We start from the raw sequence: 18,915 nt of genomic DNA on the forward strand, positions 1-18,915 counted from the left end.
CGCCACTCTTCCTTTTTAGATTGTTTTAAGTACAATTAATTCAACTTGTTTAGTTGGTATTATTCATAAAAAATATCACTTCATAATCCCCATTCTATTCATTCACCGGTTGCTTCCATTTAGAAAATTTACGCTCGAGCATGGTCAAGCCTTGGTTGATTAGCAAACCCAACAAAGCAATGGTTAATATACCGGCGTACATTTGAGGGATCTGAAAGTTATATTGAGAATAAGTGATTAAATAGCCTAAGCCTTCTTTTGCACCTACCATTTCTGCCGCAATCAATACTAATATCGCCCCTGTTCCTGCCATTCGAATCCCTGTAAAAATAGTTGGCACGGATGCCGGCAAAATGACCTTCAGAAATAATTTGAACGACTTAATATTCATGGATTTAGCCGCTTTAATAAGTAAGGGATCGACGTTACCTACAGCAGCAATCGTGTTTAGAAGAATAGGCCATGTGCAAGCAAATAAGACGATTGTAATCTTAGAGGTTTCACCAATCCCTAACAGCAGCATAAATACCGGAAGTAAAGCGAGCGCAGCCGTATTTCGGAACAATTCCAACACTGGATTTAACAGCTCTCGGGCCAATGGATACCAGCCAATCAGTAATCCTAACGGGATCGCAATCAATAAAGCTAATGCAAATCCACTGAACGAACGAATGATACTTGCTAAGAAATGAGTGAAAAGCTCACCTGAGACAATCAAATTCCACAAAGCAGTGATTACCTCAGAAATAGGCGGGAAAAATGCTGCATCAACTAAGCCCGTCCGTGGTGCGACTTCCCATAGTAAGAACAATAAGACTAAGACAATGGACTGTTTGAACACCTTAAGCACGCCGGAAAAAGAAATAGGATTTCGTTTTTTAAGCTGTAATGTTGAATGAACAGACTTAACGGATTCGATGGGAATCCCCCCCTTTATAGATTAAATATATGCACCTTTGTATTCAGGTTCATGCAAATAACCCCATACCTCATGTCGAGCCTTCACAAAATCAGGATGTGAGCGAATATCCGCATCTTCCAATCGTGATTGAAGCGGAATATCTACAATCTTCCTCACCGTCCCGGGCCCTGGTGTCAGGACGACTACCCGCTCCCCAAGATAAACGGCCTCATCAATGCCATGCGTAATAAATATGATGGTTTTTTGGGTCTTCTGCCAAATCCGTAAAAGCTCACTTTGCAGGGATTCACGTGTTTGGGCGTCCAGTGCGGCAAAAGGCTCATCCATTAACAAGACATCCGGGTTAAAGGCAAGACTTCTGGCAATGGCTACACGCTGCTTCATCCCCCCGGAAAGCTCATGTGGATAACGGTCTCCGAAATCACTAAGCCCAACTAACGAAAGAAAATGCCCAACCTGTTCGCTACGTTCATGCTTCGGAATCCCCTTTGCTTCTAACCCAAATTCAATATTGCCACGCGCGGTCTTCCACGGAAATAAAGCATACTGCTGAAACACAATACCTCGATCAAGCCCTGGACCTGTTATTGTGTGACCATCTATTAAAATGCGACCCTGTGTGGGGGATGATAAACCACTAATCAAATCAAGCAAAGTTGACTTACCGCACCCGCTTGGCCCCACTATCGTTATGAATTCACCTTTTCTTACGGAAAAGTCCAACTCTTTTACCGCTGTGAATTGCTGCGTCCCCTCCTTTTGCTTAGAATCTCGGACACTGAACGTTTTGGTGACACTCTCAAATCTAATTTTTTCAGCAGCAGCCATTGACTTCACCTCTGTTAGTTATTATTACGGCAAAGTGACCGTTCGCCAAAAAGGCTCAGATGACAACGACTAGCGTTTGTCCCCTGAGCCTCTGGTTGAACCAGTCAGCATATTCCGTTTCGTACTCACAATCACTAAAATTTAAACATCAATAATTTGTATTAATCTGATGGGATTACTATATTTTAATCCGCTGGGGTTGTCAACAATAAATTCATAATTATGGAATTCATTAGACAAACCTTACTTCATGTTCACTAACCTTAAATATTCCGAACTTCAACAACCTTCCCCAAGTCCACATACTGCTCATGATCCAACTTCACCTTCACTCTGCCCCTTCGGCGTTTCTCACGCCATTCACGAAGATCTCCCTCCGTTTCTAAGCGAAGCTCCGCGATTTCCAAGGCACGATCCAGAATATATTTACTCGTATAGAGCACCGTTTGTATTCTTTGACCACCTAGCATGATAGGAGACGTAATTGCTTTCCATTCCTCAACCGTAAATCGTACATACAGATCTTCTTCAGTACCCGGGCGACAAGGAACCTCTTTAATCTCATTACGCCGCAGCACCTTCCAATCCGCTACTTTCCCTACCCAGTGAATCCCCGTTTTTGCAGGATCAATGAACTTTTTACGGGATTGGCACATCGCTACGTATTCAATTTGCGTTAGGATCTTCTGGTTTGCAAGATTCCTTAACGGCATATGATAAAAAGCTTTCCGCAGCGCCACCTCCACTTGTTCGGGTCCCCGGACAGAACCAACAAGCACATTTTTGCCCGCGAGTTGGTTGGTATAGTATTCTTTCGTGCCGCGTGGACGGGTGGAACGCTCGTAAGCTTTTTCCGGACTATCCTGAATAATCTCATCCAAGAATCGCTCCACTAGGCTTGTAGAATTCGGTAGGAATGGCAAAGCGCCAATATTCAATAGCTCGATGCTTTTGTAGAATCGGTGGGTCTTATACCGCTCCTCATCCGGGTAGGGGAATAAAACATAGGCGCCAAACATGCTTCGCTCATATTCTTCCGATCCCTTCTCCTGATACACAATGGCATCCCGATAACGGTGCATGGTGTTGATGTCATCATCTTCAGGACCAGGCTGCCTATAAGTGCGGTGATAGGAAGTCCCTTCATAAGCCGGATTTAATCGGTATTTCGCATCAAAAACATACTTATACTCTTTGATTTTGCCAGCATCCTTCTTCTTCAGTGTCAGCACATTATCCGGACGCTGATTGAGCGTCGGTGCCTTATCCGAGCTAGGAATCGCATTATAATACAGGATGAACTGCTCTCCGTTAACTGGATTCTCGTACACCATCTTAGCGCTCTGCGAGCGGTCAAGGGTAACAAAAATACCATTCCGATTCACCTTAATAATATCCTGCTTCACCAGTTTATACTTCTGACCCAGAAGCTGATTCAACTTGAGGAAGCACCAGTATTCATAGAGCTGCGCGACATCCTTCATAGACAGGCGCAGCAGATCACCTTGGATCGACAAGCCTTTGAGCAGCATTAGATAACAGCGATAGACCTCGCGGTATCCATGGGCCATCTGCAGCACCAGTGTAACGGACATCTGCCTCATTACTCCAGCCTCACGCAAAAAATCCATCTTGAGCACCCGCTCTAGTTGAGTGAGCATGTTGTCTAACCTTTTTATAAGTAATGGATCTGGGGTTCGGTTTTTAATCTTCCAGCGACCCTTGAGCTCTTTCAGCTTTCCATGAATGCGTTCCAGCATCCAGCGGATGAACCGGTTCTCATTAGTATCATAGGCGAGGCGTCTTCGTGTCTCCATTAAATGTGTGGCTGTGTAATTTCGGCTGCCGATGGTCAAGAATCCATGGTTCATGTCTTCTCTTAATCGTTCGGGATGCTTCGCGAGCTCGCGGATGTTCTCTCTTCCTGCCTTTTTGACCCGATTGGCATCCACTAGTCGGCGGTCCTGAAGCAGAGCGTAATTGGGATTCTTGTTAATCCGCTCAACGGCATCCAAGAGCTGTCTAAACACATGCTGAAGTATGGTGAAAAACTCCGTCAGGCTCTGATGCTGCGTCTCCCGCAAGCCTGTTAGTTGGTAGGTTTTGCGCAAAAAATCAAAAGCCAAGTTATAAATATGCTCATTCACTTCATTTAAAATATTCTGGTAATCCAGCTTGTAATCCATTTTAGAGGGAAAGATCTCCATCTCTACCCGCAGCAAAGCCTGTCCTGAACTACGGATCTCCCACTCCGTCAAACCTACCTCATTCCCAAAGTTCAGAACACCCGCAAGAATAGTCTCACCTAGAGGCTTAATTGCCTGCCGAAGCAGCACATTTTCATGATAAAAAGATAGGTTAGCAGCGGTCTTCTTCTGAATCACCAGCTCATACGACTGTGTCTCATAAAAACAAGGAAAAACAGACTCCCTCTGCTGCCAGTCCACCATCCCATGGGCTTCAGGGGAAAAGACTTTAATCTGAACATTACCAAGCCGTTCGGAGCAAAAAATCCCTAGCTGCGCACCCACCCATTCCTGACTAGATGAACGATGAAGCCGCAAGGTCTCCACCGTAGGATGATAAGGCCGTCCTTGAAGAAAAAGCGTAAAAAGCTCCGTTTCTACACGGAGCAATTCTACCGCCTGATTAAGAGAGCCAGTATGAGGTGAATCCATCTTCCTCTAGCCTCCTAAGCATAAAAGCCAATTTCCGAGCACTTTGTGGATGTTTGGCCGTAGGTGGAGTTTGTCCAGCAGCCCATTTCAGGTAGAGTGGAGAAGCATCATTGTCCATAAGATCTTCAATATTTACCGTCACACCAGATCCTGTACCAAGAGCCCCTTTCATCAAGTTCAACAATACCCGGCGAACCGAAGAATGGCTCCCTTGAATGCGCGGCAGTATCTTTTGCAGCAGTTGCCAGTCAAAAGCTTCTTCCTCATTCATCAGCTTGTACCGTTCGTTATAGATCATATAGAAGCAAATCGCATCGCGTACCCGGAAACCTACATGAGCATGGACATCCTCAAGCAGAGCATTGATCTTAACCAATCTCTCTGTCGTCCGTACAACTAGCTCCTTGTTGGCATCATAGGCATCCACTAGCTGCAAATAATCGGAGCGCAGAAACAGGTGGTTCAGTTCTGCAAGATCAGCGGGATCTTCCGTCTCTTCCTGCTCACTCATGTCCGGATACTGCTGCAGATTGATGTAATTGAACTCCAGTGTGTTAGCTCGGTCCAGTACCTTTTTGCTAAAAGGATGTGTCGTTTCGTCCATGTTCACAGTCCCGATCAAGAACACATTCTCCGGGACACCTAGGCTGCCAAACTTCACTTGATCCTCAGACGTATCCAGCATGGTAGAAGATATGAGATCCTGTGTCTGGATCTTCCCCTCCTGCCAGTCCTGTGTTTCCAGCACACTTAACAGGTCACTGAAGTAATGCTCTACCCGCGCCAGATTCATCTCATCCATGCAGATAAAATATGGCTTATGCTGATTCTCCGGCTTCCGCGCCTCTACTAATACTTCCGTAAGCGGACCTGGTTTGAACCTGCCCGAAAGATCCTTGTACCCCAGCAGATCCGCAGGATCACTCCAATCCGGCCGCACTGGGATCAAGGTAAACTGTCCGTTAGTCCCCGTTGCACCAAGAGCTTCTGCAAACAGCTTCACCAACCGAGTCTTCCCTGTTCCGGATATGCCTGCCAGAATGACAAAAGGCTTAGTCTTTAGCGAGAGGTAAAAATTCTCGATAAGGTGCTCAGGGAAGAAGAAACCTTTGCGACGGATGTGGGATTGGATTTGGTGGAGGATCCCTGTTACTTGTTCGTCCTTCAGCAGATCAGCTTCTTGTGTCACTACTTCCACTTCCTCATTATCAGCTACATTACCTGTAGAAGTCACAGTGTCCACATATAGACGGTAATCTTCCATCACATTCTCGAGATCTTGAATTAGTTGCTCGTCATTCGGAACGGCTCCTCTTTCATACTTGATGTAAGCGACAGTAGACACCTGATAATCTTGACCTAGACCGCTGTCTACCAGGTGAATATTATCATCCTTATTCATATGGTTCAGTGAAAGGAGCCCTTGTATTTCTTGTGTTCGAGTTCGCAGATAGGCATAGCCATCTCTACGCCCCTTCTCTTGAATAGGCGCCGTCACTCCTTGGTTAAAAGTAAGATAGACAGCACTCATATCCTCAGCAAACAGATACACAACATACTCCCCACGCTGAGTCGTTTCCGTGATCCGCTTATCCAGTATTGCAAGCCAAGGAACTGTTGCCCAATTCCCTTGACCAACAGAACCTTGAATTTTATATTGATCATCTAAGAATGGTAACGCTTTGAGCTCAGAAGGAAGTGTCTGACGAAATAACGTACCTAGTGCATGACTTGCAAAGGTTTCTTTTTTGGCAGAAGTGTACTCCGCCATGATCTTCTCCAGATAACCTTGCAAAGAGAAATGCTGCAAAGCGCCGTTATAAGAACCCAGTTCGTTATAGGCCAGACTTTCCAATTGCAAAAGCCCCTCTTCCCCTAGCTGGCTTCGAAGCTGGCTATGAAATCCTATGGTGTTATCTTCCGAGTTCACAAACAAAATATGCGAGAGCGCATTAACTGGACTGTTAATAATATCTTTAAGCTGGCTTTTAGGTGCATCCTTCCATAGCTCCCGTCCTGGTGGCTGATCCACCCGATTTCCTCTTTCCTGTTCAGCTATAAAGTATTCAAGAAACCGATCCTTAACGTGATCGAACGAAACGCGCTCCAGATTGGTTGCTCTCAGCTCTTCAATTAAGGATAGGATGAGGACCATTTTGTATGATTTTTGCTTACGCTTGAAAATCTGCGTGACTGATTCCGGTAATGGCATGTTGACCTCCAAGACTAGTTAACGATTCTAGTAGTCATATTTTTTTACATGAAGTTTGCGAATCTTTGGTCGGACAACAATATATAATTAGCTTTCTCTCACTTATACAATTGTTTGAGATATGATTCACTGGGTTTACATAGCCTTTGTCTTACGACAGCTTGGATAATTACTACAGCCCCAGAAAGTTGTGCCCTCCTTACTTTTACGCTGAACCATTTGTGCCCCGCATGCGCAGGTTGCGGCTTTGACTTTGCTACTACTAGCTTTTTTAGGCTTTAATTTGCCTTTTGTAGGCTGCCATTTTCCCCAGGCTCGAAGCTTGTTCTCGATTAGAGCTCCATGCCAGTAATCGACTTTAAATTGCTCTGCCTCCCGTTTTGCATCCACCGTAAGATCAGAAGTGGTGATAAGCAGAGACAAGATGCAGTCATGGTTTCTTTTAGCACCTACCAATTCACGAACCGTCATAACCTGCACTTTGTTGTGTTCAGCATAACACTTGGCTTGCACCGCGGTTTTCTCTCCGCGCTTATCGATAATAACCAAGTCTACACCCCCATCTTTGCCACCTACTCCTACTTCTTTGACGATATAGCCTTGATCCCGAAAATATAAAGACAGCAATCTTTCAAACTCAGCACCGTTAATTTGATCTAGAGGCGCTTTTAAGAGCAATTCATCAGGTCTACACGTTGTCGAGGAACGGTTAAAGGCAGTGGCAGTACTTTTCTTTACAGGTGTTTTCCGTTTGACTGAACTACGTTTTTTTCTCTTATTTCCTTGTATTAGTCCGGACAAGATGGATAAAACGATGATAGCTACTATAAATCCAATAATTGATGGCATTAAATACTCCTCTGATTCATTAGTATAATTACGTTGGCTATGCCATTACTCGCTTGAGTTGACCTTCCAGGTACTCTCAATTTTAGGCTTTTCTTTCCCGGCACTGAGCCGCATCCCCATTTGATAAATGCATTCTCAATTTCCACTGTTGGCTGGTTGCTATCAACTTTCTCCTGGAAAGCTAGTGCACAGCTGCTGCAAATGATCATGTATGCTCCCTATAAATCAGTATATTTTTCTTTCTTCCCAAACGCCTTTTCAATTGGATACTTGGCTTCATTCTTCTTCAGCTTAGCGAGTATTATATCTTCAAGGTCTAGCTCTAATGACTGTGCTAAGTACACTGCGTACACTAGTACATCTGCAATTTCATCGGCGATCTGTTCCTTTTTGGACTGAACTGCTTCCTCGGAAGACTTCCACTGAAAGATTTCTAGCAATTCAGACGCTTCAATACTCAACGAAATCGCCAAATCCTTCGGATTGTGGAACTGTTCCCAGTTCCTATTGTCTCGAAAGGCCAAGATTTGTTTTAAAAGCTCTTCTCTCATCTGTGTGCTCCTGTCATGATAAATAAGTAAAGAACGCAAAAAGAGGCAGTTCTCCCTTTACCTAGGATTCGCCTCTGAATGGTCACTCATGGCCACGCTTTGGCCTTGTTATATGCTTCTTAATTAAGAATATTATGGAGACCAGGAATAGTCAAACTAAATAAGGTAGACAACTCTATTAAACCTTCCGCATATTATATAGATTCACTAGATAACAAAACCTTCTGTACTTCAACTGCGTGGTATTATCCTGTACTGATTTGATTTCACTTATATCATCAGTTAAGTTGTTCAAATGCTCGTCCACGTTCAATCCATAACAAATTGCAGTTTTCATAATCACAACCAACCCATCAAGCAATCCCTTTGGATAGGTATGAAGAAAGCGAACATACTCATCCAAGAGTTCTATTTTTCCAGATAAAATCTCTACAGCATATAAATTCACTTTTGCCAAATGTCGAAATTTACAAGCAATTTCTTGCCCCTCCGTTCCTAAGTCCTCTAACCACCCAAGTTCTACATATCTATAAATACTATCCCTGGCCTGCTCGTAATCCCCCAGATGCTGATATGCAACTCCCCGCATCTGTTGACTGAAACCAAAATAATAAACAAGAGGGCGTTGCATCTTAACTAAGGGGATCGTTGTCCCCATCGCTTTACAGTACAACCGCTCTTCATAAATACGCTGGGCATAGCTATGCAAAATATCTGCAGTGTATAGCAACTTGTTCCACTGTTCGAAATAGTGCGCAGTTTCCAGCATTTCGACAAGAAAATCTGGGTTGAAGGACTTAAGAATTGAGAGGTGCATAAGTATAACCTCCTTATAAAGGGTTTTTCCAGAAAAATCTTCTTTCTCGATTCATATGCAAGTAGTAGAATAAATAAAATATACTACTCATAAGCAGTTTTTTCAATAAATTTTACCGCCTATGAATCCCTCCTATTTATACCTTTACTCTCCTACCCTTTAGGAGAGGTGAATAATAATGACAAAGTTACGCAACTTGGTTGGAGATAGAGTAAGGGATATTCGGAAATCAAAGGGCTTAACCCAACAAAAACTTGCGGAGTTATCAAATCTGGATGATGCTTATATAGGGTCAGTAGAACGAGGAGAACGAAACTTTTCCATAGATTCACTTGAGAAAATTGTGATAGCCTTAAAGGTTCAGCCAAGTGAGTTTTTTCAGAATTACGATAAACAAAATGAGGTTGAAGCTGCTCAACAAGCGGCAGTTGATGAGTATATGGTTGCTGTGAGCGGCTTAAGTATTAAGCAAATTGAGGCTATGATGAGGATTGTAAAAGAGGTAAGCGGGGTCCTAAAATAGTGCACTAGCTCTTTTAGGTTATCTTTGTTATTTTCCCTTCATACATAAACGTTTTTTTCTGTAAAAGTCTAAAAATGGCTTTAGTATTTTGGAGTTGATTGCAAATATTGGAACATCGAAGCTTTGTATTCAATCTCTATGAAAATCCAATCATGCAGGAGACTAAAATGGCGAGAGAACTTGTTTTTGAGAAAATAGGCTTTAATAAATGGGATTCTGATCACATCCAAGCAGATTATTTAATCAACCATCCAGTCATCTATATTCTTTATAATCAAAAGTTGTCCCAAGCTTATATTGGACAAACTGTTCACGTGAAGAGACGACTAAATGAGCACCTTAAAAATCCACAACGCAAAATGCATAATCAAACAATAATTATTGGGGACGAGAGGTTTCATCAATCTGCTACTTATAACATCGAGACCAATCTAATTAATTATTTTATTGCTGAAAATCAATTCAAACTCCAAAATGTAAGCCAAACAGTAAAAACCCAGATGCACAATTATTACCAAAAGGAATATTACAACCAAGAAATATTCATGCAAATATGGGAAAGGTTGAAGCAAGAACATATTGTAGAGCAGACACTTGAGAACTTAAGAAATAAGGATACGTATAAGCTTTCTCCGTATAGAGAGCTCTCGGAACAGCAACTAGAAGTAAAAAATTCGGTTATCGAGTTTTGCAAAAAGCACGCTAAAAAAACTACTCCTCACGTACTATTAATTGAAGGCAACGCAGGCACAGGCAAAAGTGTATTATTAAGTTCTCTATTTAACACTATTCAAGATTATGCTAACGATGATAGCTCCAATTTGAATGGTACAAATAATTACTTATTGGTAAATCATAGCGAAATGTTAAAAACCTATCAAAGTATAGCTAAGAGTCTCCCTAATTTGAAAAAGAAAAACTTTTTGAAACCAACATCTTTCATAAACAAAACAGTTGATCCAAATACCAAACCAGCTAATATTGTATTAGTAGATGAAGCACACTTACTCTTAACTAAAGAAGACTCTTATAACAACTTCCGGTATGCGAATCAATTGGAGGAGATCATTAAAAGAAGTGCTGTAACTATTGTAATCTTTGATCCGAGGCAGGTTCTCAAGATTAAAAGTTATTGGAATAAACAAATGCTAAATGAAATAACAGAAAAATATCACACCAAAAAATTCCTGTTAACCGACCAATTTCGAATGGATGCAGGTCCAGAAATCATAAATTGGATCGACAGTTTTCTTTCTAAGAAGCTTGTCAAGATTCCTACAGTAAGCAATAATGCATATGATCTACAAATCTTCAGTGACATACATAAATTAAAGAAAGCGATTGAAGACAAGAATCAGGAATTCGGTTTATCCAGAATGGTATCTACCTTTGATTATGAACATAAAAAGGATGGGGAGATATACTACGTAGAAGCTGATGGGCTGAAAATGCCGTGGAATATAACGAGAAACAATACTACTTGGGCCGAAGAAGTTCATACTATTCAAGAAGTAGGTTCTATTTATACGATCCAGGGTTTTGACTTGAATTATGTTGGTGTAATCCTTGGCCCATCCATTAGATACGATGAGAAAACAGATCAAATTCTAATTGACGTCACTAAGTACAAGGACGTAGGTGCCTTTACCTCACGAACTGATTTCGCCAATGAGAAAATAAAACAGATTAAAGAAGAGATCATATTGAATTCGCTCAATGTTTTAATGAAACGTGGCATCCATGGACTCTATATTTATGCTACCGACCCAAAGCTAAGAGCAAGATTATTATCATGCCGTCCCGATGCAGACTCTTAGGAGTCTGCAATAACCTTCTCTCTCACTTCACTTCTCTAACTACATCTTTTATTGCCTATTTCATCGATCATTAATCCACCTCATTCAAATTGCACGCCATTGTCCTTCTAATTATCAGAAAACCATGGTTCAATTTTTTCACTAAAAACTTATCATTCAGAACATTCTCTATTAGAATTAACGCCTCAGGTGAAACAATGCTGAATGGTTCTGTCGAGGGTCGCTCACCGTTAACCAATTGGTATAACCTTTACTTCATGACTCTTTTCAGTTCAAATTGTGTTGCCTCTAATATCAAGATAAGTCTGTCATTATTCAGATCCAAAAAACTTAGGGGTATAGCAAGTCCTGTAGAAGAGTCGGAGATACTTAATACTTTTACTCCATCATTCATGCTTAAACTCGGCATATCCATTTTATAAACTCTATAAGAAGAGTCATTATTTTAGTGTACTTCTGTAATGTTATAGAGTGGAGCTTCTAGCTGATATTGATAAACAGGATAGTGTTCAAACCCTTTTGATAAAAAGGAATCTTTTTTGATTATAATTTCATCACCAATAACGTTTTGCCCTGTTGGATATTCCGAAGCATCATTGTAAGAATTTGCAAATCCTAAAAGGTTTTCAACTTTCCAAGTTCCATAGAAGAACTTCTCAGTTTCACTATCCAAATCCTTACTTCCTACAAAAGGTTCAGATGTATTACTTGGAATAAGATCATCTCCATTGATGGTTCAATCGTAGGGATATTCTTTGCAATTCCATCATTTTGATCTTTAAATACTGCTCCATTACTACATCCAACCAAACAGGCAGACAATATAGTCACGATAAGAAATATTTTAACCCTCATGATTCATATCCTCCAAACACCCGTTCATTTTTATCTCGTTCTCAAATGCAGAAACCGGTAGTCTCGCTCGTTTTACGGTTTTCCTTCTCTAAATTCATACAAAAACCGAGAAAAGTCACTTCATTTATAAGTGTCTATTTCTCGGTTATCGTGTATTCATTCGTTATTTTAATTAGTTAGGTTGCTCTTCCATCGCTCTAATAGATTCATCCACCTTCACCATCATGGAACATTCGACTCTTTTGCGGAAGACGTCACAGCTGAAATCATAGGTTCCGACCAGGGAACCCGTCGCGTGCAGTGCATTGGCTGGACAACCACCGCTGCAGTAGAGTTTAGCCCAGCAGTCCTTGCATTCCGGCTTCGAGTAGCAGTTGCTCTCTTGGAATTGACATTGCAGCTCAGGTTTTGTGATGCCATCCCAGAGGTTCCCCATGCTATACTCTTCATCCCCTACGAACTGGTGGCAAGGAAAAAGCTCTCCCCAAGGGGTGACGGCAAGATATTCGGTTCCTGACCCACAGCCAGTGATTCTCTTCTGGATGCAAGGTCCTTCCGAGAGGTCTAGCATGTAGTGATAAAAGGTAAAACCCTTGCCTTGTTCACCGCGACCGATCATTTCCTTCGCGAGAATTTCGTACTGGTTGTATATCTCCGGCAGGTCCTCCTCGGTAAGTGCATAGGGCTCCTTTGGATCACAGATGACCGGTTCCATCGAAATTTTGTCAAAACCAAGGTCTGCGATATGAAATATATCGTTGGTGAAATCGACATTGTTACGAGTGTAAGTTCCTCGTACATAGTACTCTTGGTCTCCGCGCTTACGAACGAATTCCTGGAACTTCGGAAGAATATGATCATAGCTGCCTTTTCCGTTAACCGTTTGGCGAAGCCGGTCATGAACCTCTTTTCTTCCATCCAGGCTTAATACGACATTGTACATTTCCTGATTTAAAAACTCGGTGACCTCATCGTTCAGCAGCATCCCGTTCGTCGTGAAGGTGAAGCGGAACTTCTTTTTGTATTCTTGTTCTTTGCTTCTTGCATAAGCTACGATCTGTTTAACCACTTTCCAGGCTAAAAGTGGTTCCCCGCCGAAAAAGTCAATGTCCAGGTTTCGATGATGACCTGAGTTTTCAAGCAGATAATCGATAGCTTTTTGTCCAACCTCATAGCTCATGATTGCTCGATCTCCGTTGTATTTCCCCTGACTAGCGAAGCAATAGTCACATGACAAATTACAGGTATGCGCAACATTGAGGCAGAGTGCCTTGACATAAGTTTTTCGTTTTTTTAAATCAAGCGAGAGATTCTCATACTCATCTTTTGTAAAGAGCTGTCCATCATTTATAAGCGCCTCGATATCCACGATGGTTTCTCGAATTTCACTCTCAGAAATGCTGGAATCATGCTTATATTTCTCTAACATCATTGTCACGATTTGATCGACAGAAGTTTTCTCATAATCCGCTATAATTTCATATGCTAGGTCATCAACAACATGCACCGAGCCACTATAGGTATCGAGCACGATATTGTATCCGTTTAGTTTATATTGATGAATCATACTTACTAATCAAGCTCCTTTTGCACACTAGTAGAAACGGCTTCGCCATCCTTTAGGGATAGTATCCATTTCTTAAAAATAGCCGCCCATCAGCAGAGCAATGGGCGGTAAAATTCCGAATCCTATCTGTTCATTGCATTTTCACACTTCTGGTTTGCAACGCCGCAGGAAGTTTTACAAGCGGACTGGCAAGAGGTCTGGCATGCGCCGCATCCGCCGTGTTTTGCGGTATCCATCAGTTTGCGGGTGCTCAGTGTTACGATTCTTTTCACGATAAATAACTCCTTCTGTAATTTCTTGTGATCACTTTCACTTAATTTCCATGGAACATCGTAGCAACCTCACGTAAGTACGTCTATGATTCCCGTCACCCAGCAGAGTAGAGAGGACTTAAACATAAGCATCAACACTAATTTTCGTGCAGTCGTTCATGCTTTTGATCGTAGGATGCGGTAGCGGGAACCAGAGTCAGAGCAATGCTAAAAAAGTGAAACAAAAAAGAGACGGCAATGATGCCATCTCTTTAACAACATTTTTTCTCATACTTGTCCGTAAAGTCCAATAAATATAAGGATTTCATAGCACTGTATCCTTCCTTACCAGTAGAGCGACACTCTCCACATGCGTGGGTGGACAATGTGAACAAACTTATATGAGGAGCCCTAAGACAATTCCAGACAGTTTATCTGCTCTTGACGCCTTAGTTCATAAAAATATTGCACAATTGGATGCTTTAACTTCATCTTCTCGCTCATGTTTAAAATCCAACCGTTTTGATAGAAGGCGGCTCCGAGCATAACATCTATGGCGTGCTGCAGAGGGACGAGAATGGCCCTCCTATCCATAACCGAACGGATGCTTTTTGTACTCTAAGGGGCTTGAGCCGACTCTATTTTTGAACACACGACTAAAATAGTACTGGCTCTTATACCCTACCTTCACGGCCAGATCCCCGATTTTGATATTCGGCATTACGTCATCCAGAATCTCCTTCGCCTTCGATATCCGAAGCTCAGTGACATAGTCAAGGAATGAAGCACCGATTTCTTGCTTCATACGCTTGCTAAGATAGGTTTGGTTGATATGAAATAGTGCTGCTACTCGAGTAATAGACAGCTCCGGATCCTGATAATGACTGTCAATATACTCGGTCACTTTTTGGATAAGCACTGTTCCATCCCCTGTATACCCGGGAAGCTCCCGCTCCTTATCCACCCTGCCTTCATGTGAATGCAAAGGATATTTTACCTGAAGATGCTCATCGATCCGATGAAGCAGCTTGTTCAGATCACTCTTCGGCACAGGTTTCAATACATAATCGAATGCTTGCAGTTGCACGGCTTGACGCGCATATTCAAAGTTATCGTACCCGCTGATGATGACAACCAGAACCGACGGGCAGCGTTCGCGCAATATATTCATCAGATCGAGCCCATTCATATTCGGCATGTTGATGTCCACAAGACATACATGTGGTGGGGCTTCCTCCACCATATTCAATGCTTCGTTTGCACTTTTCGCTTCTCCTGCAACCTCAAAAAGATACGGACTCTCCTCAATGTATTGTCGCAAGCCTTTGCGAATGATCGTTTCATCATCGACGATGACAATCTTCCACATCTTCATTCCACTCCCCGTCCAAAGGTATTCGAATGACCATAACGGTAATGCCATCTTCGCTCTTCACTGCAAGGCCATATGGCACTCCGTAAGCTAGTCGAATGCGATGGTTTACACTGTATAGCCCAAAGCCTGTGGCAGAACGATCATATGTATCATCAAGAAGGGCTTGATTTATCTGCTCAAGCTTCTCTTCCGGAATCATAACCCCATTATTTTCAACCTTAATGACCAAATAATCGGCCTGTTTATATGCTGTAATCGAAATTTTGCACTTTTGATCCCCAAGTGGCTTAATCCCGTGATAAATCGCATTTTCCACCAAAGGCTGCAGTATGAAGCGAACAACTTGGCACTGAGCAAGCTTTTCATCATATCGAAGCTCGTAGTCCAGAATCTCCTCATATCGCACACCTTGAATATGAAGATAACTCTCGACATGGTACAACTCCTGATCAAGCAGAATGTAGGGACTGCCTGTGCCAAGCCCTAATCGGAAATACGCGCTAAGCGCTTCCACCATCTCCACCACATTGTCTGCTCCATGTTCCGTTGCCATCCACTGGATCGTATCCAATGTGTTGTATAAAAAATGCGGCTTGATCTGCTCATGAATCAGTCTGAGTTCCATCTCCTTTCGGTCCTGCTCCACAGCGTATAATTGAACAAGCATGTCATTGAAGCTTCGTCCAAGATCACCGATCTCATCCGAGCGCGTAACATCTGCTCGTATGGTTTGGTTGCCGTTCTGCACATTTTCCATTACCTGGCGAAGCAACTGAATTGGACGAATAATGGAAGAAGCAAGCAGCACCAGAAAGACGATAAACGCACTACCGATAAGAACGCCTACCAGCAATGCAGTCCGCTGGGTTTTGATCACCGCTAACGATAGACTTGAATTCGGTACTTTGAGTACTAACTTCCAGCCTTCCACATTTTGAATTGGAGCCTCAAATACACTCATGTTCTTCTTATCTGCTGTATCCTCCGCTCCATCTTCTTCACCCAGCTCTCTGCAATCGACGATAAGCTGGCCTGACTGGTCATATAGCATTACATCTTGAGCAATCTCCCTCATCTTCTTGACGGAGACGGCTGCGGCAATATAAGCTACCTCATCATTCACCGATGGATTCACGCGATAAAGAATGACAACGATTTCGGCTGCATTCGCTTTGGATACGATCGGATTGCTTACCACATAATTGGAATCTGAATTCAGCAGTTTTCGATAGTAGGGTCGGTTTAGTATCGAAAAAGGCTTGTCCCTTGCTGACCAGGAATTTCCGTGAATATCCACCACGCGTATGGATTCGTACTCTACTTTCTTCTTCGCCTCGAACTTATCGAACTCTTGCAGCAATTCATCTCGTGTCCACTGATGGTCCGAAGCTAGAGAAGCAAGCATGTCTATCTCTCCAATGCGCTGATTAAACCAATAATCAATCTGGTCGCTGCGTGCAGTAACCACTTGCTGCGTTAAGTTCTTATTCAAAGGGACAACCGTATGGTTCATCTCCAAATATATTGTTACAAGCAATGCAACGAACAGCAGCAAGAAGCAGCCTCCTGCGATTAACGTAATTTTTAAGTGAATTGATTTCATTGTAATCATAGCCCTTCACAATATCCGTTTCTTACATGCCCGAAAAAGACAAAAAAACACTAATCTGTGCAAATACATAATGCTGTACTAAATCTATAATAGGTCTTGTGCATATTTTCACATGAAATAACATTCATGTCTAGGCTAGAGATAAAGGATTTGCCTAGCAAATCTTCCTCTCCCTAGTGTATGTAACCAATCCACAACAGAATGAAGGAGATATTATGCGAACTCACACGAAAAAGCTGTTATCTATTCTACTAGTCCTCAGTCTTATGTTCACGCTTGCTGCTTGCGGCAGTAAAGATGCAGAGCCCGCTGCAGATGCAAACGGAGTTCAAGTCTTTGAAGGAGTTGGGCAAGGTAAACATGGCGATATTAAAGTACAAGTCTCCTTATTAGATAACAAGATCACTGACATTAAAGTGACAGAGCATAAGGAAAATGAAGTACTTGCAGAACCTGTTTATACGCAGCTCAAGCAAGAGGTCATGGCAACTAACAGCGCAAAAGTTGATGCCATTAGCGGATCTACAGTTACAAGCAAAGGATATCTCGAAGCCATTCAAGATGCAATTACGAAGTCTGGACTTACCCTTGTCGCTGGCGCTGCAGTCAGTGGAAGCAAAGACAAAGAAGAAGTCGAGCAAACCTATGATGTTGTCGTCATCGGTGCCGGGGGTGCTGGCTTTAGTGCGGCTATCGAAGCGAAGAGCGCTGGAGCTAATGTAGTTCTGCTCGAGAAAATGCCAGCTGTTGGCGGCAACACATTGATCTCCGGTGGTGAGATGAATGCGCCTGACAACTGGGTTGAACGTGCTCTTGGCATCACAGATGACACGGCTGACTTGTTCTATAATGATACGATGAAAGGCGGAGACAACCTCGGGGATCCAAAGATGGTTCGTATTCTTGCCGACAATGCTCTAGCATCTGCCGAATGGCTGCGCGATGATATCAAGGTAGAGTTCTTACCTGATCATCTGTTCCAATTTGGTGGCCATTCCAGAAAACGTGCGTTGATTCCTGTAGGTCATACAGGTGTTGAATTGATTACTAAGTTAAAAGCCAAAACAGACGCTGATCAAATCACGATCAAAACGAATATGAAAGCCGAAACCTTGCTGAAGGACGAAAGCGGCAAAGTAACAGGTGTAACTGCGACTTCGGGTACTGGCGACAAGATCACATTCCATGCGAACAAAGGCGTCATCATCGCTACCGGTGGTTTTGGATCCAATGTAGAGATGCGTAAGAAGTATAACCCTACAATGGATGAAAAATATATGACTACCGATACACCAGGATCTACAGGTGACGGTATCGTTATGGCAGAAACGATTGGCGCCAAACTGACAAACATGGAGAGTATTCAAACGTATCCAATCTGTAATCCTGAGACAGGTGTTATTTCCCTGGTTGCAGACTCCCGCTTCGATGGTGCGATCCTGATTAACCAAGAAGGCAAGCGCTTCGTTGAGGAATTAGAACGTCGTGACGTTATTTCTAAAGCAATTCTTGCCCAAACGGGTGGATATACGTATCAATTATGGAATCAAGGCATTGAGGATATTGGTAAAACGATCGAAGTTCATCAAGACGAATACGATCAACTCGTTAAACAAGGCTTGCTCTTTAAAGCCGATACGATTGAAGAGGCGGCTGATTTCTTTAAAATTGACGTGAACACTTTGAAAGAAACGATTAATAAAGTAAATGATTATGCGAAAACAGGTAAAGACCTTGATTTCAAACATCGCGGTGGATTGAAATCTCTTGAAAAAGGCCCTTACTACATCGAAAAAGCTGTACCCTCCGTTCACCATACAATGGGCGGCTTGGTGATCGACGAGAAGACTCGCGTTTTGAATGAAAAAGGCGAAGTCATCCCTGGGTTGTTCGCTGCAGGTGAAGTAACAGGGGTCATTCATGGTACAAACCGTCTTGGCGGTAATGCCATCGCTGATATCTTCACATTCGGCCGGATTGCAGGCAAACAAGTTGTAGCAGAGTAATCTTATTTTTTGTGTAACTGCTCTATTAAGAGTTAGCCTTAAAAACGTGCAA

Annotated in this window: 15 protein-coding genes; 3 read left to right on the top strand and 12 right to left on the bottom strand. The window is 42.6% G+C overall.

Going from position 1 to position 18,915, the window contains the following annotated elements; all coding sequences use genetic code 11:
* Nucleotides 1–94 precede the first annotated feature (94 nt).
* From MKY63_RS06895 to MKY63_RS06925, 7 genes are all read right to left on the bottom strand, one after another.
* Nucleotides 95–865: an ABC transporter permease gene (locus MKY63_RS06895; protein ID WP_248549469.1), complete on the bottom strand. Its 771-nt coding sequence runs from the start codon at nucleotides 863–865 to the stop codon at nucleotides 95–97.
* 75 nt (nucleotides 866–940) lie between these two features.
* A complete protein-coding gene (locus tag MKY63_RS06900) occupies nucleotides 941–1,750 on the bottom strand; it encodes an ABC transporter ATP-binding protein (protein ID WP_248549468.1) in 810 nt (269 codons plus the stop codon).
* A gap of 263 nt (nucleotides 1,751–2,013) precedes the next feature.
* The gene (locus tag MKY63_RS06905; protein ID WP_339812199.1) at nucleotides 2,014–4,428 is read right to left on the bottom strand and encodes a restriction endonuclease-like protein; all 2,415 of its coding nucleotides are present in this window, start codon (nucleotides 4,426–4,428) and stop codon (nucleotides 2,014–2,016) included.
* Nucleotides 4,400–6,640, bottom strand: coding sequence for a DUF3578 domain-containing protein (locus MKY63_RS06910; protein ID WP_339812202.1), 2,241 nt, complete (start codon nucleotides 6,638–6,640; stop codon nucleotides 4,400–4,402). The genes MKY63_RS06905 and MKY63_RS06910 overlap by 29 nt, the downstream gene beginning before the upstream one ends.
* Nucleotides 6,641–6,775: 135 nt before the next feature.
* Nucleotides 6,776–7,489: a restriction endonuclease gene (locus MKY63_RS06915; RefSeq protein ID WP_076128508.1), complete on the bottom strand. Its 714-nt coding sequence runs from the start codon at nucleotides 7,487–7,489 to the stop codon at nucleotides 6,776–6,778.
* Between the two features lie 218 nt (nucleotides 7,490–7,707).
* On the bottom strand, nucleotides 7,708–8,040 hold the full coding sequence (locus tag MKY63_RS06920) for a nucleotide pyrophosphohydrolase (RefSeq protein ID WP_076128503.1): 333 nt from the start codon (nucleotides 8,038–8,040) through the stop codon (nucleotides 7,708–7,710).
* A 178-nt stretch (nucleotides 8,041–8,218) separates the two neighbouring features.
* Complete coding sequence (locus MKY63_RS06925) at nucleotides 8,219–8,857, bottom strand: hypothetical protein (protein WP_076128501.1); 639 nt, start codon at nucleotides 8,855–8,857, stop codon at nucleotides 8,219–8,221.
* Nucleotides 8,858–9,035: 178 nt separating this feature from the next.
* Between MKY63_RS06925 and MKY63_RS06930 the strand changes: the two genes are divergently transcribed.
* Nucleotides 9,036–9,380 (top strand): helix-turn-helix transcriptional regulator, encoded by a 345-nt coding sequence (locus tag MKY63_RS06930; RefSeq protein WP_076128498.1) that lies wholly within the window; start codon nucleotides 9,036–9,038, stop codon nucleotides 9,378–9,380.
* 167 nt (nucleotides 9,381–9,547) lie between these two features.
* Nucleotides 9,548–11,197, top strand: a complete 1,650-nt coding sequence (locus MKY63_RS06935; protein ID WP_339812206.1) for a DUF2075 domain-containing protein — start codon at nucleotides 9,548–9,550, stop codon at nucleotides 11,195–11,197.
* Nucleotides 11,198–11,642: 445 nt separating this feature from the next.
* On the opposite strand, the gene MKY63_RS06940 is transcribed toward MKY63_RS06935, so the two are convergent.
* The 5 genes from MKY63_RS06940 to MKY63_RS06960 form a co-directional block, all read right to left on the bottom strand.
* A complete protein-coding gene (locus MKY63_RS06940) occupies nucleotides 11,643–11,870 on the bottom strand; it encodes a hypothetical protein (protein WP_339812208.1) in 228 nt (75 codons plus the stop codon).
* Nucleotides 11,871–12,224: 354 nt separating this feature from the next.
* Nucleotides 12,225–13,619 (bottom strand): thioether cross-link-forming SCIFF peptide maturase, encoded by a 1,395-nt coding sequence (gene scfB / locus MKY63_RS06945; RefSeq protein WP_339812210.1) that lies wholly within the window; start codon nucleotides 13,617–13,619, stop codon nucleotides 12,225–12,227.
* 122 nt (nucleotides 13,620–13,741) lie between these two features.
* Nucleotides 13,742–13,891 carry a six-cysteine ranthipeptide SCIFF gene (gene scfA, locus MKY63_RS06950; RefSeq protein WP_076098734.1) on the bottom strand — a complete coding sequence of 50 codons (150 nt, stop codon included), beginning with the start codon at nucleotides 13,889–13,891 and terminating at the stop codon, nucleotides 13,742–13,744.
* Between the two features lie 565 nt (nucleotides 13,892–14,456).
* On the bottom strand, nucleotides 14,457–15,239 hold the full coding sequence (locus MKY63_RS06955; RefSeq protein ID WP_036684791.1) for a response regulator: 783 nt from the start codon (nucleotides 15,237–15,239) through the stop codon (nucleotides 14,457–14,459).
* A complete protein-coding gene (locus tag MKY63_RS06960) occupies nucleotides 15,214–16,800 on the bottom strand; it encodes a histidine kinase (RefSeq protein ID WP_076308437.1) in 1,587 nt (528 codons plus the stop codon). Before MKY63_RS06960 ends, MKY63_RS06955 begins: the two co-directional genes overlap by 26 nt.
* Nucleotides 16,801–17,072: 272 nt before the next feature.
* Between MKY63_RS06960 and MKY63_RS06965 the strand changes: the two genes are divergently transcribed.
* Nucleotides 17,073–18,863, top strand: coding sequence for a flavocytochrome c (locus MKY63_RS06965; protein WP_076276947.1), 1,791 nt, complete (start codon nucleotides 17,073–17,075; stop codon nucleotides 18,861–18,863).
* The last annotated feature ends 52 nt before the right edge of the window (nucleotides 18,864–18,915 follow it).

This window comes from Paenibacillus sp. FSL R7-0189, from assembly GCF_037969925.1.
GTDB lineage: Bacteria > Bacillota > Bacilli > Paenibacillales > Paenibacillaceae > Paenibacillus_AQ > Paenibacillus_AQ odorifer.

Excerpts from the sequence above, each read along its gene's own strand:
- MKY63_RS06900 (WP_248549468.1), bottom strand. The coding sequence starts at position 1,750 with ATGGCTGCTGCTGAAAAAATTAGATTTGAGAGTGTCACCAAAACGTTC.
- MKY63_RS06905 (WP_339812199.1), bottom strand. The coding sequence starts at position 4,428 with ATGGATTCACCTCATACTGGCTCTCTTAATCAGGCGGTAGAATTGCTC.
- MKY63_RS06910 (WP_339812202.1), bottom strand. The coding sequence starts at position 6,640 with ATGCCATTACCGGAATCAGTCACGCAGATTTTCAAGCGTAAGCAAAAA.
- MKY63_RS06915 (WP_076128508.1), bottom strand. The coding sequence starts at position 7,489 with ATGCCATCAATTATTGGATTTATAGTAGCTATCATCGTTTTATCCATC.
- MKY63_RS06920 (WP_076128503.1), bottom strand. The coding sequence starts at position 8,040 with ATGAGAGAAGAGCTTTTAAAACAAATCTTGGCCTTTCGAGACAATAGG.
- MKY63_RS06925 (WP_076128501.1), bottom strand. The coding sequence starts at position 8,857 with ATGCACCTCTCAATTCTTAAGTCCTTCAACCCAGATTTTCTTGTCGAA.
- MKY63_RS06930 (WP_076128498.1), top strand. The coding sequence starts at position 9,036 with ATGACAAAGTTACGCAACTTGGTTGGAGATAGAGTAAGGGATATTCGG.
- MKY63_RS06935 (WP_339812206.1), top strand. The coding sequence starts at position 9,548 with ATGGCGAGAGAACTTGTTTTTGAGAAAATAGGCTTTAATAAATGGGAT.
- scfB (WP_339812210.1), bottom strand. The coding sequence starts at position 13,619 with ATGATTCATCAATATAAACTAAACGGATACAATATCGTGCTCGATACC.
- MKY63_RS06955 (WP_036684791.1), bottom strand. The coding sequence starts at position 15,239 with ATGTGGAAGATTGTCATCGTCGATGATGAAACGATCATTCGCAAAGGC.
- MKY63_RS06965 (WP_076276947.1), top strand. The coding sequence starts at position 17,073 with ATGCGAACTCACACGAAAAAGCTGTTATCTATTCTACTAGTCCTCAGT.